The organism is Bradyrhizobium sp. AZCC 2289, from assembly GCF_036924615.1.
In the GTDB taxonomy this organism is placed as follows: Bacteria; Pseudomonadota; Alphaproteobacteria; order Rhizobiales; family Xanthobacteraceae; genus Bradyrhizobium.
The window spans coordinates 3052716-3079682 of sequence record NZ_JAZHRY010000001.1 but is presented as its reverse complement, the minus strand read 5'-3'; the positions used below and the strand labels follow the sequence as shown (position 1 = coordinate 3079682).

The 26967-nt window shown below is 60.1% G+C and carries 24 protein-coding genes and 2 pseudogenes; 14 read left to right on the top strand and 12 right to left on the bottom strand.

The window, feature by feature from the left end:
• Positions 1-64 precede the first annotated feature (64 nt).
• The gene (locus V1289_RS14880) at positions 65-1039 is read left to right on the top strand and encodes an ABC transporter substrate-binding protein (protein ID WP_334397636.1); all 975 of its coding nucleotides are present in this window, start codon (positions 65-67) and stop codon (positions 1037-1039) included.
• 244 nt (positions 1040-1283) lie between these two features.
• Here V1289_RS14880 and V1289_RS14875 read toward each other — a convergent pair whose 3' ends face one another.
• The 3 genes from V1289_RS14875 to V1289_RS14865 form a co-directional block, all read right to left on the bottom strand.
• Positions 1284-3200 (bottom strand): adenylate/guanylate cyclase domain-containing protein, encoded by a 1917-nt coding sequence (locus V1289_RS14875; protein WP_334397635.1) that lies wholly within the window; start codon positions 3198-3200, stop codon positions 1284-1286.
• Positions 3201-3809: 609 nt separating this feature from the next.
• Positions 3810-8621, bottom strand: coding sequence for a trifunctional serine/threonine-protein kinase/ATP-binding protein/sensor histidine kinase (locus V1289_RS14870; protein WP_334397634.1), 4812 nt, complete (start codon positions 8619-8621; stop codon positions 3810-3812).
• Positions 8621-9337: a serine/threonine protein kinase gene (locus V1289_RS14865; RefSeq protein WP_334397633.1), complete on the bottom strand. Its 717-nt coding sequence runs from the start codon at positions 9335-9337 to the stop codon at positions 8621-8623. Before V1289_RS14865 ends, V1289_RS14870 begins: the two co-directional genes overlap by 1 nt.
• Positions 9338-9753: 416 nt before the next feature.
• Here V1289_RS14865 and V1289_RS14860 point away from each other — a divergent pair, with 416 nt between their 5' ends.
• The 10 genes and pseudogenes from V1289_RS14860 to V1289_RS49680 form a co-directional block, all read left to right on the top strand.
• On the top strand, positions 9754-11043 hold the full coding sequence (locus V1289_RS14860; protein WP_334397632.1) for a sensor histidine kinase: 1290 nt from the start codon (positions 9754-9756) through the stop codon (positions 11041-11043).
• Between the two features lie 244 nt (positions 11044-11287).
• Positions 11288-12238 (top strand): hypothetical protein, encoded by a 951-nt coding sequence (locus tag V1289_RS14855; protein WP_334397631.1) that lies wholly within the window; start codon positions 11288-11290, stop codon positions 12236-12238.
• A 62-nt stretch (positions 12239-12300) separates the two neighbouring features.
• Positions 12301-12447 (top strand): hypothetical protein, encoded by a 147-nt coding sequence (locus V1289_RS14850; RefSeq protein ID WP_334397630.1) that lies wholly within the window; start codon positions 12301-12303, stop codon positions 12445-12447.
• Positions 12440-13228 carry a hypothetical protein gene (locus V1289_RS14845; protein WP_334397629.1) on the top strand — a complete coding sequence of 263 codons (789 nt, stop codon included), beginning with the start codon at positions 12440-12442 and terminating at the stop codon, positions 13226-13228. The genes V1289_RS14850 and V1289_RS14845 overlap by 8 nt, the downstream gene beginning before the upstream one ends.
• Positions 13229-13741: 513 nt before the next feature.
• Positions 13742-14941, top strand: coding sequence for an MBL fold metallo-hydrolase (locus V1289_RS14840; RefSeq protein ID WP_334397628.1), 1200 nt, complete (start codon positions 13742-13744; stop codon positions 14939-14941).
• A gap of 204 nt (positions 14942-15145) precedes the next feature.
• Positions 15146-15997 (top strand): sulfurtransferase, encoded by an 852-nt coding sequence (locus V1289_RS14835; RefSeq protein ID WP_334397627.1) that lies wholly within the window; start codon positions 15146-15148, stop codon positions 15995-15997.
• 18 nt (positions 15998-16015) lie between these two features.
• Positions 16016-16258 (top strand): hypothetical protein, encoded by a 243-nt coding sequence (locus V1289_RS14830; RefSeq protein ID WP_334397626.1) that lies wholly within the window; start codon positions 16016-16018, stop codon positions 16256-16258.
• Positions 16259-16400: 142 nt separating this feature from the next.
• Positions 16401-18707 (top strand): AAA family ATPase, encoded by a 2307-nt coding sequence (locus V1289_RS14825; RefSeq protein ID WP_442896007.1) that lies wholly within the window; start codon positions 16401-16403, stop codon positions 18705-18707.
• Between the two features lie 352 nt (positions 18708-19059).
• Positions 19060-19263, top strand: coding sequence for a hypothetical protein (locus V1289_RS14820; protein WP_334397625.1), 204 nt, complete (start codon positions 19060-19062; stop codon positions 19261-19263).
• Positions 19235-19546 (top strand): annotated as a pseudogene (locus V1289_RS49680) (ABC transporter substrate binding protein); the annotation flags it as partial. The gene V1289_RS14820 and the pseudogene V1289_RS49680, both read left to right, overlap by 29 nt.
• 136 nt (positions 19547-19682) lie before the next feature.
• On the opposite strand, the gene V1289_RS14815 reads toward V1289_RS49680, so the two are convergent.
• Positions 19683-20708, bottom strand: coding sequence for a DUF1254 domain-containing protein (locus V1289_RS14815; RefSeq protein ID WP_334397624.1), 1026 nt, complete (start codon positions 20706-20708; stop codon positions 19683-19685).
• A gap of 93 nt (positions 20709-20801) precedes the next feature.
• Here V1289_RS14815 and V1289_RS14810 point away from each other — a divergent pair, with 93 nt between their 5' ends.
• On the top strand, positions 20802-21053 hold the full coding sequence (locus V1289_RS14810; RefSeq protein WP_334397623.1) for a DUF1214 domain-containing protein: 252 nt from the start codon (positions 20802-20804) through the stop codon (positions 21051-21053).
• A gap of 9 nt (positions 21054-21062) precedes the next feature.
• Here V1289_RS14810 and V1289_RS14805 read toward each other — a convergent pair whose 3' ends face one another.
• The 3 genes from V1289_RS14805 to V1289_RS14795 all read right to left on the bottom strand — a co-directional run bounded on the left by V1289_RS14805 (position 21063) and on the right by V1289_RS14795 (position 22334).
• Positions 21063-21371: a hypothetical protein gene (locus tag V1289_RS14805; RefSeq protein WP_334397622.1), complete on the bottom strand. Its 309-nt coding sequence runs from the start codon at positions 21369-21371 to the stop codon at positions 21063-21065.
• 116 nt (positions 21372-21487) lie between these two features.
• On the bottom strand, positions 21488-21859 hold the full coding sequence (locus tag V1289_RS14800) for a rhodanese-like domain-containing protein (RefSeq protein WP_309185539.1): 372 nt from the start codon (positions 21857-21859) through the stop codon (positions 21488-21490).
• Positions 21860-22145: 286 nt separating this feature from the next.
• Positions 22146-22334 carry a hypothetical protein gene (locus V1289_RS14795; RefSeq protein ID WP_334397621.1) on the bottom strand — a complete coding sequence of 63 codons (189 nt, stop codon included), beginning with the start codon at positions 22332-22334 and terminating at the stop codon, positions 22146-22148.
• Positions 22335-22525: 191 nt separating this feature from the next.
• On the opposite strand from V1289_RS14795, the gene V1289_RS14790 reads away from it, so the two are divergent.
• Positions 22526-22936: a hypothetical protein gene (locus V1289_RS14790; RefSeq protein ID WP_334397620.1), complete on the top strand. Its 411-nt coding sequence runs from the start codon at positions 22526-22528 to the stop codon at positions 22934-22936.
• A 306-nt stretch (positions 22937-23242) separates the two neighbouring features.
• The gene (locus tag V1289_RS14780) at positions 23243-23590 is read left to right on the top strand and encodes a hypothetical protein (RefSeq protein WP_334397619.1); all 348 of its coding nucleotides are present in this window, start codon (positions 23243-23245) and stop codon (positions 23588-23590) included.
• Here the strand turns inward: V1289_RS14780 and V1289_RS14775 are convergent.
• The 5 genes and pseudogenes from V1289_RS14775 to V1289_RS14755 all read right to left on the bottom strand — a co-directional run.
• Positions 23590-23865 (bottom strand): annotated as a pseudogene (locus V1289_RS14775) (SOS response-associated peptidase); the annotation flags it as partial. The gene V1289_RS14780 and the pseudogene V1289_RS14775 overlap by 1 nt on opposite strands.
• 7 nt (positions 23866-23872) lie before the next feature.
• Positions 23873-24526, bottom strand: a complete 654-nt coding sequence (locus tag V1289_RS14770) for a hypothetical protein (RefSeq protein WP_334397618.1) — start codon at positions 24524-24526, stop codon at positions 23873-23875.
• Between the two features lie 33 nt (positions 24527-24559).
• Complete coding sequence (locus V1289_RS14765) at positions 24560-24973, bottom strand: hypothetical protein (RefSeq protein WP_334397617.1); 414 nt, start codon at positions 24971-24973, stop codon at positions 24560-24562.
• 219 nt (positions 24974-25192) lie between these two features.
• The gene (locus V1289_RS14760; protein WP_334397616.1) at positions 25193-26215 is read right to left on the bottom strand and encodes a hypothetical protein; all 1023 of its coding nucleotides are present in this window, start codon (positions 26213-26215) and stop codon (positions 25193-25195) included.
• Between the two features lie 33 nt (positions 26216-26248).
• Positions 26249-26854 carry a hypothetical protein gene (locus tag V1289_RS14755; protein WP_334397615.1) on the bottom strand — a complete coding sequence of 202 codons (606 nt, stop codon included), beginning with the start codon at positions 26852-26854 and terminating at the stop codon, positions 26249-26251.
• Positions 26855-26967: the final 113 nt, after the last annotated feature.

The following is a 26967-nucleotide window of genomic DNA, read 5'->3' as shown; positions in this document are numbered from 1 at the left end:
TCGCCGCGCCTCGCCACAAAGTGCTAGGTTCCTTACGTCGGTGAGTCGTTTCCTAGGGAGTTCAATGCGACGGCGCGAGTTCATCACGCTCGTTGGCGGCGCGGCTGCTGTATGGCCGATTGCGGCGCGCGCGCAGGCGGGAAAACTGCCGACGATCGGCTTCCTGGGCGTGAGCTCGGCTGCCGCATGGGAGCCCTTGATAGGCACCTTCGAACGCCGACTTCAGGAACTCGGCTGGATCGAGGAACGCACGGTCGTGATCGAGCGGCGCTGGGCGGACGGACGCAACGATCGCTTCGCGGAAATCGCGGCAGAATTTGTGCGGCTGAAGGTCGACGTCATCATCACGGCGGGAAGCGCGGTCCCGCAGGCCAAGCAGGCCACTTCAACGATCCCGATCGTATTCGCCGTTGCGGCGGATCCGCTCGGCGCCGGGTTGGTCGCGAGCCTCGGACGGCCGGGCGGCAACGTGACCGGTCTTTCGCTTCAATCGAGCGATCTCGCAGCCAAGCGACTGGAGCTTTTGCGCAGCGTCGTTCCCGGTCTGCGGCGGCTCGCGGTGCTCGCCAATGTCGGCTACATCGCCTCCGAAATGGAGATGCGCGATGTCCAGACGACCGCGCGCACCCTCGGTATCGAGGCCGATACGCTTGAAATCCGCCGTGTCGAGGATATTGAGCCGGCCTTCGACGCCCTCAAAGGCGAGGATCAGGCGCTTTATGTGTGCATTGATGCGTTGGTCAACGCCAACGGGCGTCGCATCAACAGCCTGGCGCTCAACCGGCGGCTCCCGACCATGCTCAGCGCCCGGGAATTCGTCGCGGCTGGCGGCCTGATATCCTATGGCCCAAGCTATCAGGACCTGTTCCGGCGCGCCGCCGAATATGCCGACAAGATCCTGCGCGGCGCCAGGCCGGGTGACCTTCCGGTAGAGCAGCCGACCAAGTTTGAGCTGGTGGTGAATCTGAAGACCGCGCAAGCGATCGGCATCAGCCTGCCGCCAAATCTGCTCGCGATCGCCGATGAGGTGATCGAATAGCGTCAAGTTTGCTGCAGTGCATGAGTCCGCTCATGGCGCGAAACGGACATGGAGGGGCGGCCTGACGATGTCTGTTGTGGAGGGTAGAACGGACATGCCGTTCCAGCGCGGCCACTTCCGTTTTTGGACCCATACCGGACTTCCGAACCGACGCCATTATGTGACTGGAGCGGAGGTCTGGCGAGCTGATATCCGGCACGCAGCGAGCGCGAGGACCAACTCGGCTCTTTGCCCGTTCAACCTTTCACTCCGGCAGACCCGCCTTGCGCAAACCCTCGGCAATGCGCTGAAACTCGGCAAGGAAGACGACGTTATCGGACCACCTAGACCCATCCTGCAACCAAAGGGCAACGGTGTAATTGGGCCTGAGCCGACAAAGCTCGGCGACGGCCGCGTGAGCTTCACGCTCATGTCCCGTTATTGCGTTAGCGGCGGCGAGATCTGCGTAGGCAATCCAAAAGGGCTTCACCGCGATGGAGCGGCTGCACCAATCGATCGCCTCGTCATATTGACCGAGATGGGTGTGCGCATGGCAGACGTAGAAGTACCACGTGTTTAGGAGCGGATCACGGGGGCTGAGCTGAATGGCCATTTGGAGGGGGGCAAATGCCTCCGCAGAGCGGCCGACGCGTATCTTGGTAGCGCCGAGCGCGCCATGAGCCGGGGCGAGGCTGGGATTTATCGCGATTGCCGCAACATACTCGCCGACCGCAGCGTCAAGGTTCCTACCCTTCGCCCGCTGGATCTCGCCCTTTACAAAATGTGCCATTGCGTCACTGGGAAACCGTGACAGAACCTGGTCTACCGCATTCTCAGCATGCCGTAGCTGATCTGTGGGCGCATCGGTCCAACGATAGTTGACTTCCACTGCCAGAGTGCCTGCCAAGCCCACGAGCGCCTTCGGGAAGCCGGGGTCGATCTGGAGCGCGCGCTCGAAGAGGGCGCTCGACTGGGCCAACTGCTCGCGCGAATAGGGTTGGTTGAGCACGGCCCACCCGCGCATCGTAAGATCGACCGCGTCGGGGTTGTTGGGCCGCGTAACCTCGGCGTCGCGGCTTTCTTGGTTAGTCAGTTCGAGATCAAGCCGCCGCGCCAGTCGACCGGTGATGATATCCTGAAGTTGCATCGATTTGGACCAGTCACCGTCGACGCGCTCCGACCAGATCTCTGCGCCGGTCCGGGCATCGATCAGCCGGGCATTAATCCGGACCATTGACTCCCTCCTGCGCAAGCTGCCGTCGAGGACATAGCGCACGCCAAGTTCGCGGCCAACGCGCTTGGGGTCAACGTTCTTATAGGCACGGGCTGTGCTCGGCGCGATCACGAAGCTATCCTCGATCCGTGAGAGATCAGCGCTTAGATCGTCGGTAACACCTTCCGCAAAGTATTCCTGCTCGGGTTCGTTGCTCAAATTCGTGAATGGCAGCACGACAATCGATAGGCGATGGTTCAACGGCTGCGGCTCGCCCCAACGGATGTACCAATAACCCACACCGCCGCCAGTCATGAGCAGGAGAAATGCTATCGTTAGGCCGATCCGAGCTCGCCGCACACCACGCGCGGGCCACAGACGAAACGGGAAGCCACCAGTCATGTTCAGGAACGAAACAATCGGCAGCGTATCGGGGAGCTGCAGAGCATAGGCTCGGACCGGAAGGGCGATGTTTTTGAGGTTCTGCTCGCCCAGATCGGCGAACTCAACCCCGACCTTGCCTCGGACTTGATCGTAGGCAGCAGAGGATATGCAGATGCCGCCGGGTTCTGCGATGCTCTCAAGCCGAGCCGCAATATTCACGCCGTCGCCAAAAATGTCATTCGGCTCGGCAATTACGTCGCCGATATTAATGCCTACACGGAAGGCAATGCGCCTGTCTTCTGGGACATCGATTGTAAGCTCCTTGATACGGGTCTGGAACTGCATAGCAGCTCGAACCGCTTCGACCGCGCTCGGAAACTCGGCCAAGAACCCGTCCCCGGTGTTCTTGACGATGCGGCCGCCGTGTTCGGCAATTGCCGGGGCGACAGCGTCCGTTAGAAGCGCGGTCAGTTTGGCATGCGTAGCCTCTTCGTCGCTATGCATAAGCCGCGAATAGCCAGCGACGTCAGCGGCCAATATCGCCGACAACCTCCGCTCGACCCGGACTGGCCGCTCCTGCACCATTGGCCCGCAATCCAACCCACAGCATATTGTACGACGGATCGGACGACTGCCAAACGGGTTTTGACGGGATGCCCACCCAAGCTGATATCGGTTATTGGCACCTTTGAGACCTGCCGGCAGCCGCTTAGTAGGTCTGTTTACCGAGGAGGAACGGAAGTTGCGAAAGTGACGTCAGAGTGACGCGATTGACCCATTGGCAACATGAGGAAATGACCCCCTGGGAGGACAAGATCGGGTCTTCGGTGAGGCGAAGCAAGCCGCGAGCGAGCGCGCCCTCAGGTAGCGATGTAGTGAGCGAGCGGCTTGCGGGCGATTGCGCGCTATTTTTTCGAGACCGATTCTTTGGTCATTTATGGCCGGTTTTATGGGCGGTCCGAACGAACGCCGATGACCCGCCCTGGATCGTTTTGACGGAAATTGGCACCCGGCCACCGCCCTGGCTTCGTTCCGGATCGAGGCGGCTTTAGGGGCTTTGTCGTCGATGGCAGCAGCGAGGAGGATCGACGGGGCGGGTATTGACCCCGAAACCGACATTCCGAGCGGAAGGCGATCACAGCAGCGACATCCGCGGTCGCAACAAGATTCGTTTCGCTCTTGGACCCTGTAACCTCACTCGACCGGCATTTGGCCGATGCGCTCAGTGGGAACGGTTTCGTCTCGTTCTGGTGGCAGGGTGAACTGGAACACGGCGCCCCGTAGATCATTTGCGGCGGCCCACAACCGGCCCCCATGGGCATCGATGATGGACCGGCAGATCGACAGCCCAAGCCCCAAACCGACCGGTTTCGTCGTGTAGAAGGCCTCGAACACGCGCTCAAGATCCGCCGGCGCGAGGCCTGGACCCGAATCTCGCACCTCGACTGACACGCCATCCGGTTCGTTACGGGTGCTGATGAGCAATTCCCGCTCCTTTTCGCCGACGTCGCGCATCGCTTCGATGGCATTGATGATCAAGTTGAGTACTACCTGTTGCAGCTGGACCCGATCTCCCTGGACACGCGGCAAGCCCTCCGCCAATTGCGTCCGCACCGAGACGCTATTATTTGCGGCCTCCGTACGGGTAAGAGCAATAACCTCGAGGATGGCATCGTTGATCTCTACGGCGTCTTTTCGTGCGGGCGCCTTCTTCATGAGTGCGCGGATTCGCCCGACGACCTCGCCTGCGCGATTCCCCTCCTTGACAATAAGAGAGAGCGCGTCATCCACCTCATGAAAATTTGGCGGCTCCGCCCTTAGCCAGCGCCGAGCGGCTAACGCGTATGTGACCGCGGCTGTGATCGGCTGGTTCACTTCATGGGTGATCGAGGCCGCCAACTGGCCCGTCGTCGTGACGCGATTCACGTGTGCGAGCTCCATTTGGGCATCGAGGAGGCGCTGCTCGCTCGCGCGCAGCTTCTCTTCTGCCCGCTTGCGGTCGGTCATGTCGATGACAAAGGAAACCCCTTCGTCTCGTTTCCACTCGAAAAGCGCGCGGGCGACCAGAACCGGCACGCGTCCGCCGTCTTTGCGAAAGTACTCTTTCTCACGCGGTTGGAGGGTTCCAACCGCCTTTAGCTCTTCGATGATCTGTTCGTCGGCGCCGCGCCATTCGGCGGGCGTCAGCTCCGTCCATCGTAGTTGACCCGAGACGAGGTCTTCCCGGGCATATCCGACCATATCGAGAAAGGCCTGGTTGGCATCGATGATCCGGCCCTCAAGATCCCAGGTCACGATCCCGATGATGTTCGAATCGACCAGCCGGCGGATCCTGGCCTCCCGTTCCCCGAGGTCGGAGTACAGACGGGCGATCTCCAGCGAGATCGCCGCTTGCGACGCCAGGAGTTCCAGCACAGAGATGCGCGCGGGAGTGAACACATGCGATGCCAGCGTGTTCTCTAGATAGAGCACGCCGGCCAGTGCGGTTTGTCGCACGAGCGGAAGGCAGAAGACTGAGCGAGGTTGTCGGCGGATAATATATTCGTCGCCGGCGAATGGGTTTGGTCGCATGGCGTCACCGAGGATCACGCTTTCGCGCGTGCGAATGACATAGCGAATAAGTGAATCGGGGGTATCATCGTCGGAGAGCGCCCCTCGGCCCAGAACGATTTCGCCGCCGCTGACCTCAGCCATTGCTTCGACGCGATAGCCATTCGCCTGAGGCAAGATCAACAAGCCTCGATCCGCTCCCGCGTTCTCCAGCGCAACGGTCATCAGTCGCTCGATCAGCTTTGGTTGTTCGATTTCACTGGAAACGGCCTGAGAGGCTTTGACAATGGCGGTGACGTCCAGCTTCTGAATGGCGGCATCCATCGTCTCGGTTCGCGGATGCCCCTCGGCAGCGGCCAGGCGCGGGTGCCGTGATTCCAGTTGCCTCACCTTGCCGTCCGCCCCCCAAAGCGCAAAGCACGCGCGTGCGTTGCGCAAATGCGCGTAGCCGTTCGTTTCAAGACCGACGGCAAGGTAAAAGTGACCAGCTAGCTCGCTGGCGATAGCTTCGTTATGGACGAAACCGTTTTCGTGCGCCGAGAGAATCGCCTCTTCGTAGAGACGCATTGCGTCCACATCGCGACCCTCGATGCGCGCGATCTCCGCTGACACCAGCGCATATCTATTGCGATAGTTCTTCGGACAATTGTCGGCCCAAAGCCGAAGCTTCTTCAGTTTCTCGTCAAGTAATCGACGATACTGCTCCTGCTGAACCGTCGACACGGTGTGGTAAAGTGCCGTTAGCGTGAGCGCATGGCAGAAATGATAGGTCGCCTCGATAGGCATCGCCATGGCGGCGCCGAGCACCGGCTCTGCTTCTGCGGCGGCCTCCATTGCCTCTTCGTATCGTCCATAGAGGACGGCGAGTATCTGCTTCATGATATGATAGAAGACGATGCCGCAGCCAAAGGCCGCTTTGACGATGATAGCAAAGCAAGCCGCTTCATCGAATGTGCCGTCGTCGAAGCTCAACGGGTCTTTGGTCCTACCCTGAAGGCTCGTGACAAACTGCTGCTCCAGCCGGATCGTCTCGAAAACGGCATCGTTGCGGCTCTGCCTTGCAAAGGCTGCGTATCTGGTCGCTGACGACAGCACATCCTCGAGGACGTCTCCCTTCTCGACCAGCTGCCACACCGTTTCAAAAGCGAGAAAGCCCGCATAGACGTGGTCACCCGCTTCGAGACAAGCCGCGAAGGCCTGCTCCAGGATCGGCAGGCCTGTGGCAAAGTGTCTTCGCCAGAAATTGACGTGATCACCATGCAGGTGAAGCAGTGTGCCGCGCAGACGCGGATTGTTGAATCGCTCATTCAGCCGCAATGACAATTCCGAGAATTGATAGGCAGAGTTGATGTCGCCTACGAACGACACCAGCATGAGGGCGAAGACACCGTAAACGTAGCTCGATTGGTCGGTGTTCCCGTCTCGCATGGAGCGGTTCACAGCCTTGAGGGCGACCAGCGGGAAGAGCGATGGCTGCGCGATATAGGCACAAGGCGCCATGTCAACAAGAAGATCGATGACCGTCCGCTTGACGGGGTCAGCTGCGACAGCCGCCTCGAGAAGTTCGTCGATCGGGCGTCCGGCCAGATTGAAGGGAATGTCACGGAATTGCACTTCGACCGCTGCCTTGATGTCCTGATCGATCTCGGGAAAGGTCACGCCGAATGAGCGCAACGCGCTTAGCGCGACAGCGAGTCCCTGGTCATACTTGCCCGCCACCTGGTACAGCTTGATACGCAAGCTGTGAACCTTGGCTCGATCGAGATCTGAGGACGCCCTACCCAGAATCATTTCGAAGAGAGCGTCCGCCGCTTCGAAGTTGCCAGCCAGATATTCGCATTCCGAAAGGAGCAGGTAGAGCTCGAACGTTTCCGCGTAGCGGTGGATCCACGCATCCGAGGATAGTAGCGCGGTCGCTTGCGCCAGATAATTGCGAGCGGACGCATAGGCGGTCGAACTCTTCGCGCGCTTCCCGGCCCTCAAATTCAACGTGACGACCCGCTCGCGCTCGTCCTGCGCCAGGATGAGGGCTGCACCGCGATTGAGATGATTCACTATGTCGAAAATTGCGTCTTCGAGCGCGTCAGGCGCCGTGCTGGCCGCGAGCACTCGGCCGATCCGAAGATGCGCTGCAGGGCGCTCGGACTCGGGGATGAGGCCATAGGCAGCTTCGTGCACGCGATCGTGCAGGAATCTATAGGCACCGTTCACTCGGAAGATGAGGCCTGCCAGAACCGCCTCCCACAGTGCCGCGTGAATCTTCTCTTCGGGTTCGCCGTGAACCACCGTCATGGTGGCGATCTGGGCGACGTTACCGAGGCAGGCAAGTTGTCCCAAGGCCTTTCGCGTCGTGTCCGATAGACGGCCGAGCTTGACGGCTATGAAATCGACGACGTTCTCTGAGAAGCCCTTTGCACGAATGCGTGAGACATCCCAGGTCCACTTCGCCCTATTGTGGTCAAACTGAAGAAGCCCTTCCTCGCTGAGCGCCGTGAAGAACTGAATCGCGAAGAATGGATTGCCTTCTGTCTTTTGGTGTATCACTCGCGCAAGCGGCTGCGCGCTCACTTGGTCGCAATGCAGCGAGTCCGCGACCATTTGCTCGACAGCTTCATGGTTGAGCGGTGCGAGCAACGTTTCCTGCACTCTTGCGCCGGCGGCGCGGATCGCTCCCAGGATTCGCCTGAGCGGGTGGGATGGGCCGACTTCGTTGTCACGATAAGCACCGACCAGCAACAGATGCCTCACCTCGGGATGTGTGGCGAGATGTTCAAGCATCTCCAGTGTTGCCGTGTCCAACCATTGCAGATCGTCAAGGAACAGCGCGAGGGGATGCTCTGGTCGAGCGAACACGCCGAGGAAGCGGCGAAATACACGTTGAAAGCGATTATGATCTTCCTGCGGCGGGAGCTCAGGAACGGGCGGCTGTTCCCCCATGATGAGCGCAAGTTCCGGGATCAGGTTGACCATGAGCTGACCATTGGAACCTACCGCCTCGAGCAGGTGGCGTCGCCAGCGCGACATTTCCTCGTCGTTCTTGCTGAGGAGTTGGCGCACGAGCGACTGGAACGCCTGGGCCAGTGTTGCGTAAGGAATGTCGCGCTTGTACTGATCAAACTTGCCACTGGCGAAAAAGCCGCGCGGCGGCACCAGAACCTTGTGCAGTTCATTGACAACTGAGGATTTGCCTATACCGGCGTAGCCGGAGATGAGCACGACTTCCGTCATCCCGTCAGTAACGAGCCGATCAAAGGCCGCGAAGAGATTTTCGATCTCCGCTTCGCGTCCATACAGTGTTTCCGGAATCAGCAACCGGTCCGACGCATCGTGGACGCCAAGCGGAAACGACTCGATCCGGCCATGAGCCTCCCATTCCGCTAGACTCCGCCGCAGATCGGCCTTGACACCAGCGGCAGTCTGGTAGCGCTCCTCGGCGGTCTTGGCGAGGAGCTTCATCACGATTGCCGAGAGCGGCCCCGGGACGCCCGCGACCCGCTCGTTGGGCGGCACCGGTTGCCGCGCGATATGGCAATGCACCCACTCCATCGGATCGGCGGCGGTGAAGGGGACAGCTGCCCCGTCAACATTTCGTAAAAGGTGGCACCCACTGCATAGAGATCGCTGCGGGAGTCCACCGAGCGGTTCATCCGGCCTGTCTGCTCCGGCGCCATGTAGGCAAGCGTCCCGGCGATCACCTCCGGCGGTGCGGGCGCTTGATGCTCGCGCGGCAGACGCGAGGCAATGCCGAACCCCGTCAGCCACACCCCGCCGCTTGCCTCGTCCACAAGTATGTTTGCTGGCTTGATGTCCTTGTGGATCAAGCCTCGCTCATGCACTTGGCGGAGCGCGCCCGCGAGCGGGATCGCGATGCGCAGGAACTGCGATACGTCCAGTGGCCTGCCAAGCAGTCGATCCAGCGGCGCACCGCCGGGATCCTCAAGCACCAGCGTCATACGGCCGTTATCGTGCGCAAGCACGACGGGTCGCGCCGCCCAGTCGGCGTCAAGTTCGGACTTGAGCGCATATTCGTGTTCAAGTCGCTCGACGCAACCGGGCGAGGTTTCTTCTGCGGCAACAAGCAGGATCGGCGTCAAGCCGTTGCCGGAGCCACGGTGGAGAGCGATGTCGCCCTCGCGCAGCGGCGAGAATACGTAGCCCGAGAGCTCGTTCATGAAGGCCTCCTGGCAGGAGGACTACTTTAAGGCATTGATTAGGCTACGTTTCCTTTTGCCCGTCAACCCAAAAACAGGCAGCCAAAAATGCGATCGGTGCCATATTGTGGCTAGCCGAGAACCTCGCGGGCCTCTTGCTTATAGAGCCGAGATGCTTGGGCAAGGAAGAATGCACCGACGAAGTGATCGAGAAATCAACTGACTTCCGGTGATGGCACTTTTCGGACATGCCAACTGCATTGCGCGATGTCCGCGTCCAGGGGCAGAGCGGAAAACATAGCTTTTCCGGTTTTGACCCAGAGCCGACCTTGGATGTTTGGCCACTTCTTCGGTATGGACGGCCATGAGAGCTGTCGCGAACTGCGGCTGGAGTTGTTATGCTGCCCCTCACAGTTTAGGCCGAGGAACTGCTCCGCATGAACGAGAGTACCCACGAAGAAAGCACCGCTTCTGAGCTGCAAGATCGGGTGACCGAACTCATCGAGCAACAGACGGCCATCTCGGAAGTGCTGCGCGCCATTGCGAACTCGCCGCACGACTTGCAGCCCATCTTCGACGCCATCCTCGACAGCTCCACACGTCTCTGTCGAGCAGACGTAGTCACCTTACGTCTCTCCGAAGAAAGCGGCCTTCGTCTAGTGGCGATGCGAGGGGACCCCCTTTTGGTTAGTCACCTGTGGTCATCATTCCCCGCGCTTGCAGAAAAGGGCAGCTTACAGAGTCGAATAGCCACAAGCAGGTTACCCGCTCACATCCCCGACTTGGCAGCACTTGAAATCGATCATCGGGATGGTTCTTGGATCACGGCAGTGAACGCAGGTTATCGAGCTACCCTGATTGTGCCGTTGCTCAAAGACAATAAGATAGTTGGGACAATTACTCTGGGCCGCAAACAGGTGCAGCCGTTCACCGACAAGCAGATTTCCCTATTCAGGGACTTCGCTGCGCAAGCCACCATTGCCTTGGAGAGCACCCGCCTCGAGCGGCAATATCGCGAGGCGCAGATGGCGCTGGCGCATGCCAACCGCGTCGCTACCATGGGCCAGCTCACCGCCTCGATTGCTCATGAAATCAAGCAGCCCATTACGGCGGCACGCACATACGCCGCTGCTGCACTGCGGTTTTTCGACAAAAGCCCACCCGATGTGGCGAAGGTGAGGGAGGCGCTCACCTGCATTGTGGACCAGACCGGTCGAGCCAGCGACATCGTCGACCGGATCGGGTCTCTCATCAAAAAAGCGCCACCCCGGAAGGAGGCCGTCGACCTCAATGCGGCGATCCTGGAGGTGGCCGCCCTAACCCGCAGCGAAGCAATCAAGACCGGCGTCACGGTGGGCACGCAACTGGCGGACAAGTTGCCACGCATCCAATACGACCGGGTGCAACTGCAACAAGTGATGTTGAACTTGATCCTCAATGCCATCCAGTCGATGCGTGACGTTGAGGTCGGCAACCGCGAATTACACATCAGCACCGTGAGTATCGAGCCGGAGGGCGTGCGGGTCGAGGTGCGGGATACCGGCCATGGGCTGCGCCCGGAGAGCCTGCCGCGTCTCTTTGAACCCTTCTACACGACGAAGCCCGACGGCATGGGCATGGGCCTCACGATCAGCCGCTCGATTATCGAAGCCCATGGTGGGCGGCTGTGGGCGATCCCGTGCGAACCGCGGGGTGCTCTCTTTCAGTTGACGATCCCCGCTGACTGAGCCGCCATCCGTGATCGATGTCGCTCTTGGCACTTTTCGGACCTAGCGGGCCAAGCCAGCAAAGTCGGCTTAGCGGGGCAAAACGGACCTAGCGCCACCGCCTGCCGAAGTCATCTTTTCTGCCGCGCCAGCTCCCCCGCAAACGCCTCAAATGTGGAGCACGCCACAACAACCTGCATCGAACGTGGAGCGCTCCACGTGTCCGGTCTACGCAAATAATGTTGCGGCGGCGTAGACTTGCTGCATGAAAAACCCCTTCCAAAAAACCCAAATGCAGCAACTCGAAACCACCATCGCCTCGCTCACAAACCGCGGCGAACAGCTCGCCGCCAAGCGCGTCACGGCGCACGACGCCTTGGACAAGGCGATCAAATCCCGTCAGCAGACGCTCCTGTCCGGCGATCTCGACGATCAGCGTACCCTCGACAAGTTGCAGGGCGCGGTGGACACGGCAGCGTCCACGTTGGCGGGCATCGACGATGTGCTCGCCGTCCTGGCGCAGCAGAAGGCGGAAGCCGAGAGCCAGCTCGCTGCCGAATGCGAACGCGTCGAGCGTGCCGCAGCGGCGGACAAGCTGGACAAGCAGGTCGTCGCCATCGAGGCGGCGCTGCCGGGCTACCTTGAGCAGTCGCGGGCGCTTGCCGACGCGCTGTCCAAGATCGGCGACTGGCATTTCGAAAGCGGCCAGATGGCGGGCTTCCTCCAGAACACCATGGGCCAAATCGAAATCGCCGCCAACTTCGCGCTGGCGGAGCTGAAGGCCCTGCCCGAGGCGATCCGGCAGGGTCGGCAGGCGATCCCGCGGGAGCCCGTGCCTACGCCGGTCGCGGTGCCCGAGCCGCCGCCCACCGTGACGATTTTCATGCTGCGCAGCGCGCACTATCTCGACCATGACGGCCGAAAGCGTTTCGCGGGGCAATGGGAAGACGCGACCATGCCGGTGGCGACGGCACAGCGTGTATTGGACAAAGGCATCGCGGTCGCCGTGACCGATCCGCGCCGCGCTCAGCTCCGCGGCGCGCGCGGCGGCGATTTCAATCCGCACGCGCCTGATGTCGTCGATCTTGATGCTGTCGAGGAGAACACGGGCGTGCCGCACATCGAACCTGATCCGGTGCTGCGCCAAGCCAACTTCACCCCGGTCGACCGCAGCGCGGAAGCGCGCACGATCCAGATCGAGGTGCCGCGCCTGTGAGCAGGAAAGCCGCACCGCCGGGCTGGGAGCCCCATCGCATCACACATCGCGTCGACGGTTGGGTGATCGACCCCAAAAATGAAGACCGCATCCCGGCCGCCGTGGCCGCGTTGATCGCCCGCGCCATGCCGCAGCCTCGCGACAGCGCCGTTGCCGCGATCCGCGCGCGCATGCTCGCGCGCCACATGAAAGCACTTGGTTATGTCTAACGGAAATCCGGCCGAGGAAGGCAACGCGGAGCCTGCGACCTCTCTCGCCGGGACGGAGGCCGCTGCCTGCGTTGGGGTGGGCACCACTGACGACGGCAGCGGCCTCGATGAGCCCGATGAGTACGATGAATTGCTCGCGTCGCTCGGTCGGACGGAAGATGAGGATTTGCGCATCAGCATTCATGAAGGCGGTCACACGACCGCCGCACGCCTGCTCGGACGTGAGGTTGGCGGCGTGACTGTGAACCCGGACCCCGTCCGTGGTTACGAGGGCTTGTGCTGGGGTGTCGGCCATACGGAGGCGTTCGCGGAAGGCCGCGGAGATGCATCAGACGTTCGTAACGTTCTCGGTCCTGTTATGCCGCAAGCGGGCAAGGACCGTAGCGCCGTCTCTGACATCTACGGGAGCGTGTATGCACAATGCATCGAACTGATGGCTGGTCGAGCCGCTGAGCGAATGCTGTTAGACGAAGAACCCGCGCCTCCGGCCGATGATCTTCGACAAGCGCGCGAGCTTGCATTGCTGATCTGCTTTTCCGAAGAGGCGATTGAGACGTTCATCGCGTATTGCGATATTGCCGCTCGTGATCTGTTATTGCCCTATGGCGCGGTCATCATGACGTTGCAGCTTGTGTTGCGGATCAAGCGCGTGCTGACCGGCAGTGAAATCGACAACGTGATCGCGGACGTCCTAGCTCGTGAAGCGTTGGCGGCCGAACGTGTGCGCCGGAAGCGGTGGGACGGGGTTATCGAGAACGCCGCTCGTCTCGTGGCGGAATAGTGGAGTCGGACGTAAGGTCCTGCGCTGGCGGACCATTTTTTCGGCACGAACCGGACATGCCGACCCCATTGGGCGATGTCCGGTTTCGAGGGAAAAGCGGAAAACATCTACTCGGAGTGAGTATTTCGCCTTTTGACCCAATTCAGACATTGAGCCTGATCGCGTTTGTGGCCGGATGTAAGCCATACAGTGCCTGCGCCGTATCGGATAGAGAAACACGGCAGCACCCCTGACCGACATTCCCAAGAAGCCCGCAGCCTGCTAACGGTCGGCGCCACGCCGCATGAGCCACGATGGCCAGCAAACAGCGTGCCGGATGTAAAAGAGAAGTCCTTCTTACGACGGCCACCACACTATGCAACTCGTCAAAGCTCGGGTCGGCATTTTTCTTGACGTAGCAGTTGATACGATCATATTTGAGTTGAGACGCTCGACCCTCCGGAACGAAATGCGTCCAAGCGGTCCCGCGCCTTCTGTTTATGCCCTCGTTGTTGGCAGGAACGGGAGGTAGCAATGGCTATCGATTATATTTCAGCTTCAATTGCGCTAGCACAAGCAGGCCCTCAGGTGCCTCGGCGGCGGTTTTTCTGCGATGAGGTTGGACGGCGAGAATTTGTCTGCGGCGGAGGCGCCACTGTCTTAAGCGTGATACTTGCTACGCTCCTCGCTGGCTCAAAGTCGGTCAGGGCCGAGGTCGTCACTGGATCATTGCCTGAGCTCGACCGCGTGGCGGTTCGGATAGTGATCGATAGCTATCAGTTCGCTGTCGCCCCGAGCAGGAAGCTGCCCAACGTTGATGTCCAGCACTTTGGCTGGGGTCTCAGCGACAAGCCGCCGCGCAGAACGTTGGTCAGCGAATTCGGTCTTGCGATGCATGTCGAGTCGCGACGCGGCAACGAGACGCGCAATATCCTGGTTGATTTCGGTTTCACGCCGGAAGCCCTTCTCAACAACACGAATCTGCTTGAGATTGATCCCGCGGCCATCGACGCACTTGTGCTCAGCCACGGGCACCAGGACCACTTTGGCGGTCTCGTCGGTTTCCTGCAGGCTCACCATGGCAAGCTAAAGCCCAAACTGCCGTTGTTTGTCGGCGGCGAAGGATGCTTCTGCGCGCGCGAGTGGACTGCACCCCCGGTGCGGGGCAGCTTCGGCGTCATCGACCGCAAAGCACTCGAGGAGGCTGACGTCGCCGTAACCGTCGCGGAGAGACCTGCCCTGGTTGCCGATCACGCCGTGGCCACGGGGCAGATCAGCCAGAAGAGCTTCGAGAAGGTGCTATCACCGAGCGCAATGACCATTGGTTTCGACCGAGGCGTCGGTTGCTATCCCGAGCGCCTCAGCGAGGCGGAACGCGGTGCGCCCGTCGTACCGGATCAATTTCAGCACAAGATCGCGACGGCATTCAATCTGAGAGGACGCGGGCTTGTCGTCCTAACTTCGTGCAGCCATCGCGGCGTAGTCAACGCGATCAGGCAAGCTCAAGCCGCCTCCGGTGTGGAAAAAATTCATGCGGTGATCGGGGGCTTTCATCTCGCGCCCTATCAAGAGGAATACGTTCGAGATACGGTCAAGGCACTCCAGGAAATTGATCCGACTTACGTGGTTCCGCTGCATTGTACGGGAGAACCGTTTTACGAAGCCGCGCGCGCTGCAATGCCGACAAGGCTCTTACGCTCGTACACGGGAACTCGCTTGGTTTTCGAGGCGTGAGCAGAGCCTCAACATTTATGTCCGTTCGTGGCACCGAACGGACACGCGGCGGCCGATGAGGCCGAGGAGTCATCCTCGACGGAGGCGCTCGTGGACGCGCTGATGTACGGGCCGACTCAGTGGGCGGTCCGTTCGACTGAGTGACCACACTAGCACCCGCCGCACGGACGCCGATATGCGTGGAAACCAACAGGGAGGATTCTCATGAGCCAGTATGCTGATCCCGAAGTGCTGGTCGACACCGCCTGGGTGGTGGCGCACCGGAGCGATCCGAACGTTCGTGTCGTCGAAGTCGACGTCGACACGGGTGGGTACGACCAAGGGCACATTCCGGGTGCGATCGCCTGGAACTGGACGACGCAGCTCTCCGACACGCTGCAGCGCGACATCATCCCGCCCGGCGACTTCCGGCGGCTGATGGAGGAGGCTGGGATTGCGAACGACACGACGGTGATCCTCTACGGCGACAACAACAACTGGTTCGCCGCTTGGGCGCTGTGGCAGATGAAGATCTACGGCCATTCGGACGTTCGCATGATGAACGGCGGGCGCCGCAAATGGCTCGAGGAAGGGCGCGAGCTGACGACGGACGTGCCGCAAATCGCCCGCAGCAGCTACACGGTGCGCGGCGAGCCCGATTTCTCCATCCGGGCCTATCTCGGCGATGCGCAGGCGGCCTCGGCGCAAAAGAGCGCTGCGCTGGTGGACGTGCGCAGCCCCGACGAGTTCACGGGGCGGATCCTGGCGCCGCCGGGCCTTCCCGAGACGTGCCAGCGCGGTGGGCACGTGCCGGGCGCGCGGAACATCCCCTGGGCCAAGGTCTGCAACGAGGACGGCACCTTCAAGTCGGCAGACGAACTTCGTGCGCTCTACGAGGGCGAGGGAGTGACCCCGGATCGTCCGACGATCGCCTATTGCCGTATCGGTGAGCGCTCGAGCCACACTTGGTTCGTGCTCAAGTACCTCCTGGGCTACCCCGACGTGAAGAATTACGACGGTTCCTGGACCGAGTGGGGTAACCTCGTCCGCGCGCCAATCGAGCGCGCTGCGGCGTGATTCTCGAAGGAGAGCGCGATGCAAAGCGGAACGGTGCTGCGCGCCGAGGACTATCGGCGCCGGCGAGATCGCCTCGAAGGGTGGGACATTGGCATCGCCTCGTACAAGCTCGGCGGCCGGTACTGCTGCGAGGTAGACAATGTCAGCTCGGGAGGCCGACTGGCGCGAGGCGAAGGGGCCACCCGCGAGGAGGCGGAAGCCGAGGCGCTGAATAAGGCAAGGGAGATGTTGGCGAGAACGCGGGTGTACCCGCCGCGCTGACAATTTGCGCAAGAATCGGCGTTCGGCGGCGCTCAATTCGGGCGCGGCTTTTTGTCGTTGGAATCAGCGCAAGGCAGCGGCGCCTGCGAGGGCTCGTTGTGCTAGACTTTGAAACAGGGCTGGTCGGGCCAGGGAGCGGCGCATGGAATGTCCGAGCTGCCGGGCCGACATTCCGGAGGAGAGCAAGTTTTGCGACGAGTGCGGCGCGGCTCTCCCGGGCCGGTGCCCATCCTGTGGCGCGGCCATTCGCTCAGGTGCAAAGTTCTGTCCCGCCTGCGGTAAGAGGCTGACGGCGAGCGACCGCGACCCAACCGCCGCCACGCCGACGGCACCTATTCCGCACATCGTGTCGGCCGGAGCATCCGCCGAGCGCCGGCAGCTTACCGTGATGTTCTGTGATCTCGTCAACTCAACAGTGCTCTCGGCGCGGCTCGACCCCGAAGACATGCGTGACGTGCTGCGCGTCTACCACGTTGGCTGCGCCTGCGTTGTCGCGAGGTTCGAGGGCTTCGTCGCCAAATACATGGGCGATGGCGTGCTCGTATATTTTGGTTACCCGCACGCCCATGAGGACGACGCCGAGCGCGCGGTCCGCGCCGGTCTGGCTCTGGTTGAGACCATCGGCGCAACCGCGCTTCCGCTCCCCGGCGACCTGAAGCTGCAAATGCGCGTCGGCATCGCCACGGGCCTGGTGGTGGTCGGCGATCTCATCGGAAGCGGCGCGGCTCAGGAGGAAGCGGTGGTCGGCGAAACGCCGAACCTGGCTGCGCGGCTGCAGGGCTTGGCGGCCCCGAACACCGTCGTGATCGCCGCCGACACCCGGCGCCTGACAGGCGGGCTGTTCGATTATCGCGACCTCGGCGCCGCGACGCTCAAAGGCTTCCCCGATCCGGTCCGGGCATGGCAGGTGGTCGGTCCGAGCGCTATCGAGAGCCGCTTCGAGGCGCTTCACGCCGCCAGCACTATCACGCCGCTGATCGGCCGCGACGAAGAACTCGATTTGCTGATGCGCCGTTGGCAGCAAGCCAAGAAGGGCGATGGCCGGGTCGTGCTGCTGTCTGGTGAACCAGGCATCGGGAAGTCGCGCGTGACCGAGGCGATAGAAGAACGGTTGAGCAGCGAACCGCACATTCGGCTGCGCTTCTTCTGTTCGCCTTATCACGGGGAGACCGCGCTTCATCCCGTCGTCAGCCAGTTGGAGCACGCCGCCGGATTTGAGCGGGACGACAACGCCGAACGCCGGCTTGGCAAGCTCGAGGCGATCCTCGCCCCATCGACAAGGAACATGAAGCAGGCCACCGCCCTGTTGGCGGACCTGCTATCCATCGGCGGCGATCGCTACCCGCCGCTAAACCTAAATCCGCAGAGGCGCAAGGAAGGTACCCTGGAGGCACTCTTCGCACAGCTCGCCGGGCTGGCTGCGGCTCGACCGGTGCTGATGGTCTTCGAGGACGTCCATTGGATCGATCCGATTTCGCTCGAGCTGCTCGAGCTGACGGTGGAGCGGGTTCCGTCCTTGCGGGTGTTGCTGGTCATCACCCTGCGGCCAGAGTTCCAGTCGCCGTGGACTGGCGATGCACACGTGACGACATTGACGCTCAACCGTCTGGGCCGCCGACACGGCGCCGAATTGGTGAACCGCCTCACCGGTAACAAGGAGCTGCCCTCGGCGATCCTTGATCAAATCACCGCCCACGCCGACGGCGTGCCGTTGTTCGTCGAGGAACTGACCAAGGCGGTGTTGGAAAGCGGTCTGTTGATGGACGCGGGTGACCAGTACGTCTTGACCGGTCCGGTGCCGCCGCTGGCGATTCCAACGACGCTACATGCCTCGTTGATGGCACGGCTCGACCGGTTGGCGCCGATCCGAGAGGTCGCGCAAATCGGCGCGGCGATCGGCCGCGAGTTTTCATACGAGTTGTTGGCCGCTTTGGTCCCCCTACCGGAAAGTACCTTGCAAGAGGCCCTGGAGCGCCTCGTCCATTCCGAGTTGGTCTTCTGTCGCGGCACGCCGCCGAGCGCGACCTACACGTTCAAGCATGCACTGATCCGCGATGCGGCGTATGCGACCTTGCTACGGAGCCGACGTCAGGAGCTGCACGCGCGGATTGCGAAAATGCTGGAAGATCGGTTTCCGGAGACGGTGGAGATGCATCCTGAGATTCTAGCCCACCATTGGTCGCAAGCGGGCCTGGTCGAGAAAGCGGCCTTTTATGCAGGAAAGACTTGGCTGCACCCCAACGGCTATCAGCGACGGAAGGAGCGCCTCGGTGATTGGGAAATCGGGGTGATTTCGTACAAGCTGGGCAATCGATATCGCTGCGAGGTGGACAACGTCAGTCCCGGAACACGCCTCGCGCGCGGTGAGGGCCCCACCCGGGCGGAGGCGGAAGCGCAGGCCCTGAACGAGGCGCGCAAGATGTTGGCCGGAACGCGGGTGCGCTCCTAATTGACCTGAAGATTACGGCTCCGACGTCTCGACGACGAAAGTGCGCAACTGGATACGCCATCATGGGCGAAGCATCTGCACAACTCGGGCTCCACGCGAGAAAGTCCCGCAGCATGGAAGTCCCAGGCGCCGCAGCGGTCGCTAACATATGTCTGACATGCGCCCGAGAGGCGAGATGGTCCCTCTTGGTCGCCCACCGCCTCTTTCGGAGGTCCGGGCTTCAACGATAAGATGCGCTGTCTTGGCGAGAGTCTGGCCCGGCCGGGCGGCAACATCACCGGGTCAGCGTCGATACCGGCCCATCGATTCATGGAGCAAGCGGATTGCGCTGTTACATGAAATGTTTCCTGCGATGTCGAAACTGGCTTTCGTGACATTGCGGGTCGTATGGGAAGGGATTCAGGGCCCGGCGGTACGCGCCGCCGCCGAGACCGCAGGCATCCCCCTCATCGGACTTCCGCTGGTGTTTCCGGCCAGCGAGGCCGACTATCGATCGGCGGTTGCGAGTGCCTCGCGCGAGGGCGCCGATGCGATCATGGTTGGGGATAGTTCCTGACGTCATGAGGAACCGGGCGTTGATCCCGAATTTGATCGGTGCGGCGAAGCTTCCGGCTATCTATCCGTTTTTCGAACTCGTCGAGGCTGGCGGTCTGATGGCCTATGCTTTCGACCTGGTGGAGTTGAACAAGCGCGCGGCCAACGACATCGACGCCATCCTTCGCGGCGCAAATCCCGGCGATATCCCGTTTTATCAGGCTTCCAAATTCGAATTGTCGATCAACCTCAAGACGTCGAAGTCGCTTGGGCTCACGGTACGGACGATACTCCTGGCCAGCGCCGACAAGGTGATCGAAAAGAGCCGTGGATTGCTGCGGCGCATGAGTCCGGTTGTGGCACAACTCGGACATGCCGCCGTGGTCGCTCTATGTCCGTTGTTGGGGGCAGAGCGGAAAATGAAACCGACCGCCTGTGTACCTAACTCACCGGCTGCGCCTCTGGAAATTTCCACCTTCCGTTCAGTACCTCCGGGCGTGGGCGATAGAGCCGCACCATATAGTTCCAGCCCGGCATGGTCGGGAGGCAGTTCGGAATTTTGCCGTCGCAGCCGCCGAACCGAATGACAATAGAGCCGTCTGCGCTTTTCTTCCCTGTGAGATTGTTGACCGAATAGGCGTCGTATTCGTTCTTCTGAAAGCGGCCGTCCACGTCGTACAGAGTGACTGACCAAAAGCCATCAACGGGAACGGCGTCTTTGACGGTGAGCTTGTAGACCGTCTTGCCATCGTTTTGGCTCGGATTGACGTTGAGGTATTTGGCCTCGCTGTCGGGATTTCCGCCCCAGCCGCCGGCGCTTCCGATCAAGCGGCGCACCGGATCAACCTGCGCCTTGGTACCGAACATGCGATTTTGATCAGGCACCGTAGCGTAAAGCACCAGAAGCGCGTCCTTCACCTTCTTGTGCGTGGCGGGATCCCATTTGGGTATTTCGAAGGTGCCGGGGCTCGGCTGCGAGATTTTCACGGCATCCTGCAGGGCATGAACCTTCTTTAGGTCCTCGGGGTCACTTGGATCAACAAAGGTGCGCAACGCCAGCATCACATAGCGCGTGCCGATTTGCTGGCGGTTAAAACTATGGCTCCCGCCGTAATAGACGGCCGGTGTGTATTGGTCCTGATCAATCACAATCAGGGACATGAAGCGCTTACCGGCTAGGGGAAGCGTAACCGTCACGGGTCCCGCATCAAGGTCGAACACCGCTGCCGAGTACACCGTGTCGCGGTTGCCACGAATGACGATCTGATTGTCGACCGGCTCAATCTCGCGCCGATGGAAAAATTTGCCAACGCCGTCAGCGTTTTTAACGATATCGCCAAAATAGCTGTCAGTCTCGGCGCGCGTGAAGTTGTCGGCGGTGACGGGGACGGTGTCGACGGAAGGTTGCGTCTGCGCTGATGCAACCAAGCCAATCGAAGTGAAGATTGCGAAAGCTATCCTCTTCATCGATGCCTCCCTAACTCACCGACGCCAGCGTCCACTAGCCCCGCCAGACAATGCTACCCCTGTTTCGGCATCTGTGAAGTCATTCTTGTCGGCGTGCCGGACTACCGCGTAGTGCCGAATGCGCTGAACCGGTTCAACTTCAACAATTACTCGCCGCTTCAGAAGGAGCCGGACGGGTCCCTGAAAATCACGCTTGGCCCGACGCCGGTCGCTGGTGTTCCGGAGTCCAATTGGCTGTCTACGCCTGAAGGCAAGCCGTTCTCGCTGACGTTCCGTACCTACGTGCCGAAAGAGATCGTCAAAACCGGGGAATGGCGGCCTGCGCCGGTAGTGAAGATAGATTGAGTTACGCGATCAGAGGTCCGCTTGTCGCACTTTTCGGACCTGCCGCGATGTCCGACCTGAGTCCGTAATGCGCTCCAAAGCGGACATCGGCGAAAGCAACAGGCTTCGAGCCAGTAAGGTTGAACCGAGGCGGAGGCGGCAGCCCGCCGCGTGGGTGACCACCCACCCGCCTGTCAGGTGATCTTCGATGTTGCTGGCGACCTCTTCACACACGGACGCCAACTCAAGCAGTTCGTTCTTGACGACAGGATCATCGGTCTGCTCGGCAAGTTTCCGATACTTGGCCGCTTCGTCCCGTAGATAGTCAGGCCAATCCATGCTGCACAATACCGATTAGGCGGGCGTCGTTCCAAGCAAGGCGGCGTCCACGCCCGCCAACGCGTCGCTGCTCCTATCGATGGCAGGGTCGTGTCGCACGGTGAGTTCGACGATTTTTAGACCTTATCGACCGCGCCGGTCCAATCTTTAAATCCGCCGACGTTATAGACCTTGTCGTAACCCATATCCTTGAGGACCTTCCCGGCGAGCGCAGAACGACCGCCGGAAGCGCAATAGAGGATAACGGTCTTTTCCTTATCGAAATTCTTGTCGTGGTATGGAGAGTCCGGGTCGGCGCGAAATTCCAACATTCCGCGTGAGACGTTCACAGCGCCAGCGATCTTGCCGCTGGCACTGACTTCTGGTGCATCGCGCACGTCGACAACCAAGGTGTTTCCCTTTTTAATCATGTCACTGGCCTGATCCGGCGTGATCTTCGGAACCGCCGCGTTAGCAGCTTCCAACATCTGTTTGACGCTTGTTACCATGTGATCCTCCTTTGGTCGGGCACCGACATTTAAGCACGAAACCCGGGATGGTTCTCGCACACAAGTAAGGCCCCGGATCGCTCCGGGGCCCTACAGGGTACGTCCGTCCGCAGACTTTGGTAACTGTGACATTGTCCCAGCAACCGCGCCCGTCAATCCAGCGTCTAGGCGGCGGAACAAGCCGGGTTCGGTCATTGGTTTCTCTTCGATTTCCGCCTTCCCAATGCTTGTCCTTGCGCTACGTTCTGAACACCCGCTCGACGTGGCGGTTGAGCTCGCATCACGCCTATTCGCGCAAACAATCGGCAACCAGCATGAGCGCCTCCATAGCTGCCTGCCATTCTTCGGCGTCGTGCTCAGCCTTCGGCAGCTTGGTGATGTAGAGCGCCGCGTCGCGCAAGGTGACCAGCTTCCTACCCTTTGGCAATTCGATTGGCTCGGCAAATGGCCGGTCCCACGACACGGGCTTGACCATAACGTTCTGGATACAACGACCGCGGGCAGACCCTATCCAGAATTCTTAACCAAATTGCGACCCGCCCGGCTTGATGACTGTACGACGAACCCAAGGCGATCAACTTGTTCGAGATCAAACTTGAAGACTGCCCAAAGGGTGTTGCACGCACTCGGAGGTTGCTGTTCACTGCCCGTGGCTGAGGGGGAGCAATGACGACAGATCAGATTATAATGATTATCGCGAGTGTGCTGGGCGGGGGCATTGGCGGCCTTGCTGCAATTGCCGCCTATACACACGGTTATCTGAACACTGAGCGCGTCGAAAGACGCAAACAAAAAATTGACCTTGTCCAAGAACTGATGGCCAGCCGGTATGCGCTGGACCCAGCTTACGCAGCGTCGGACGTCGATGTTCGAGACATCAATCGTGCGATGGCGCGGATACCATACGTCTTCTCCGACAACCCATCCGTGATCGCCGCGCTCGACCGGCTCATATCCGATAAAACGACCGATAACCTGATGGCGGTCTTGGAGCAGGCACTGTCTGCTGCCGGTTTGAAACAATATGCAGTTTCTCGATCTCACCTGGCTAGGGTGTTGACCATCCCAAGGAGATGAAGCTAGGCAGCCGCCTTGTCTTCCTTGTCGACTCCTCGCGCGACGATCTTGAGCGCATCATCCGGCAACGGCCGCTGCAGCGCCTTCGCCTCATCCCACGGCGCGCGCATCCAGACATCGCGCTCCTCGTCCGTCGTCAGGATAGGATCACCGGCATCGCCTTCGGATGGATCGGCGCGGCCATCGCCTTCGGTCGTTGAGAGTGTGCGCTGCCATAGTCATTATGCCGCACTGCTTCGCAGGAACTTCTTAGGCGGTACAGCGTCCGGTCAGTCGCATTGGACCTTGTGTTCGGAGGAAGCGACAATGAGGAAAGAATTGATAGTTACCCTAGCAGCGGGTTTTCTGATGGGCGTGACGAGCCTTTCGGCCCTTGCGGCAAGCGCTTTTGAAGGTGTGTGGCAGGTCAAGGACACGGCTGGGAAACCCTTCGAGATTACACTGTCGAGTGGCGGCGTGGCGAAAGCAACACGAGGCGAGGGCATGACCGGCACATGGAAGGAAGAAGGTGAGGCCGCGGTGATTACCTGGAACACCGGCTGGACAACAAAAATCACAAAACAAGGCAATCAATACCACAAGGCCGCCTATAGCAAAGGTCAGTCACTCGACGCCGCACCGGCCAATAGCTCGGATGCACAAAAGGTGAAATGAAGGCACCGGCTTTCCAACCTTGGCCAGCCGCGCCAGTGAGGTGACGACGTGTTACGGATGTTGGTGACTGGTGGCCCGCCCGTTCGCGGCGGTGGCGGCATGCCCCAACGCATCATTGTCAGCTCGCGATCATCGCCAGCGTTGCGGATCACCGGGGCGGGATAGTCGGGGAATACACCGGGCATCGGCGGTAGGTTGCCGACGTAGCGGTTGATAACTCGGAACAGGGCGATAATCGCGGCTTGGTTGGTGGTGATCGAATACAGATTGCACATTTGGCGCTTATTTTGTAGCGGCTATCCCTTCGACGTCGGCCAGCGTCGCCAACTCATCCAGCCATAGCGTCGGCATATAGATCATTCCGTTATATGCACTTACCGGAAGAAGCAGTCCGGTTCGGCTAAGCGATGCACACAGAGGCTCAATCTCAGCCGGTTGGTAGCCGGATCTCTCCAGCGCCGATCTTAAGTGCTTCGAAAATTCGCCGGGAACATTGAGCTGCAATGAGCCTGCATCAATTTCGCGCTTGGTGGCAATGGCTTTTCCGATGACCATCAGTTCATCGCGCGTGAGTTGTTCCAGCGTATTGGCCCACTTTCTGAACTTGTCGGGGTCTAGCGCCTTGTTCTTTTTTAACCCGACTATCACCTGAGCAAGAAGTCGCAGGTTCTCTCTCGCTGCTCCATCGCTCACAGCTTTTGAAAAGCGGTATATGATTTCGATCAACGGATCAGCGTCGCTTTCGGTGAAATCGATAGGTTCAGTTGAGCCTTTTGCAATTTCCCCGATCAAGATGTCCGCAGCCTCCTTGCGTTTTTTCTGCAAGTAAGCGTCCCCAAGCTTGCTCAGCGAATTGCCACCGGGGATCATAAGTTTGGACATGACGTCGCCCGCAATGGCTGCGCCCCACGATATCAATTCATTGCCACTAGTCATCCACCCCTCTATTAGATCGTAGTTCGCGGCAGCTCATCTTTCGCCCGGCCACCATGTCGTCGCGGGGACCTTTGCTGATATCTTCGTCGGCCGCAGCGCCACCAGATGGCTCCGCTTGTAGGCATAGCCCCGGACTTCGGAGCACTGGCGACAGCGCATGTAGCGTTCGAGTTCATGGACCGGCGTGGTCTTCGGTCGCCGCACGATGTCGAGGGCAACGGTCTGATGCGTGTTGCAGCCGAGGCATTTCACTTCGAGATAGCCAAACCCGGCATTGATCGCATCGCCCAGCATCGGCGACGGCTGCGCCGGACCCTGAAAGCCGAGCATGCGCTTATTCCACGCCGCGACGGCGAGCCGGTCGGCTTCCTTGCGAGCGTCCGTCGCCCGCTCTGCCGCCGCCCGGACCGACGCGCCGTAAATCGTCTCGCGTGATTTGCTGCCCATGGCGAGAGGATGCGCCGGGCCGCGCGGGCCAGGCAAGCCGCTACCGCTTGTGGATTGGTATGGGCAGTCCCGCTAGGTCGGGCCTCTGCACATGACCAAGCTGACGGAGGCGCGCGAGATCACGCCGTACAAGTGAATGCATCCGGATGAGGAAAGGTAGTTTATGACGAGACGAGGTGGTCGGCACAGACCCTTTGGCCCTTTTTGACGGGCCGTTCCTCATACGGCTATCACCGGCCTGCCGCCCTGCGCATTCAAGGCAAGCCGGAGATTGCGCTTTGTTAACATCAGCCTTCCGTCTTTTGAAACGCCTTCGTTGACCACGCCAGTATATGGAGCGGCGTGAATAATGTCCTCGCCTTCGCTAAAGAGAACAAACGAGATATAGGGCTCGTCGTTTTCGTGGATCATCAGGCGATGCATATTCTGCCAGCCTTCCCGCTGCAAATTCCCGGTGAGCGCTCGACGAACGCCGTTCGTCAGAATATCCACGAACTCAAGACCATGCGACGTTTGCGCAGAAAAAGTAATGTCCTTGAGCAACAGCTTCAGCGAGGTTCCTGCTTCGCCCTTGTCATCTACAGAATTGAATTTTTCATAGAAGGAGTAATCGGCATTAAAGGCTTCGGGCAGCATCCATGCCGGCCGCCTCTTCGACATGCTCGCAAGCGCGCCTTGCGCGTAGTGCGCCCACCATTCCTCCCATCGGGTGACCTTGGCCGGTTCTTTCCCGTCCACGATCCACGAAAAGGAGCCAAGCTCATACGGCTTCCGTTGCGCGAAGAACGTCGTTGACCGGCTGATAACTCGGTGCAGCACATTGAATGTCGTGAGCGCCTGCAGAAACAGATTCAGCGGGGCCTGTAGGATATATTCGCTCGCTGCCTGAACTTCCGGGCGAACGTCCTCTCTGAAATTGGCTACCTTCGCCAGCATTTGCTCGCCGAGCTTCTGCTTATAATCGCGGACCGCGCTTTCCTGGTGCAAACCGAGATCGAGCGCCGTTATCTCGAACAGTGCCTCGTTGCGCATGAGAAGCGTGACGACCTTGTTTACCTGCCTCTCGTTAAGGAGCTTTCCTTTCACTTCCCCGTTGTCTTTCGGCAACCCGTCCCGAAACTTCGCATATTTCTTTTCGATATTACCCAGCATCACGTCTGGGATCACCAGCGCCCCAACGACGCTGACCGAGTTGGCTTGAAACCCGCTAAATGTCCCGCTCTCATCGATAAAGATGCGCACGTTATCGGCCCCCAGCGTAAAAATTGGGTGTGTTCAACTAAAGCCCCAACTTGTTCGTTGGATCACCTTGAGCGGTTCGTTCCTGCCGATCAATTCTGAAGGCCACGTTTCGTTCGGCTGCATCGAATAAAGCGGCAATACCCATTTCACCGATGAACTATCCGGCGTCGTGACGTAAATCTGTATGCAGACAAGATACTGCGAACCTTGCTTTTCTTTGTCCTCGCGAAAAAGAAAACCGTCCTTGTCCTTTTCCCAAGGATGTTCCTGCACCACCTTCGCGCGCACAGGCAGAACGTCTCCCGGCTTCAGCACGATATGGGTTGTTGGATTGAGAATGATGGATTTTGCGAACTGGTTATTGCATCCTGCATTCGGATCGAGGACCAGCACCAATTCGCCATAGATTTCGGTGATTACGGCTTGGCGATTTCCTGAGTTGATAAATGTGAACTCCTGATCCTGCGACAAGAGCAAACCGCTCTTATCTCGCTTCACCTTCAGCGCGTCACCCACAATAAGCCGAATATCGTCGCGCTGATAAAGGACGGTGCGATAGGCAGGGAGAGTAGCCACCGTTAGTGAGAGAGTTGAAATTCCCACCGCCAGCCAGTCGAGCCAGTGCTTCTTGTCCGCCATTTACCCGTGCCCGCCTACCTCTGTGTCCGCCTGCGAATCGGGAGTGCACACGATGGCACAATGCAAGGTAGCAGTATGGGGATTGGGACGTTTGTCCCGGTTATCCACACATG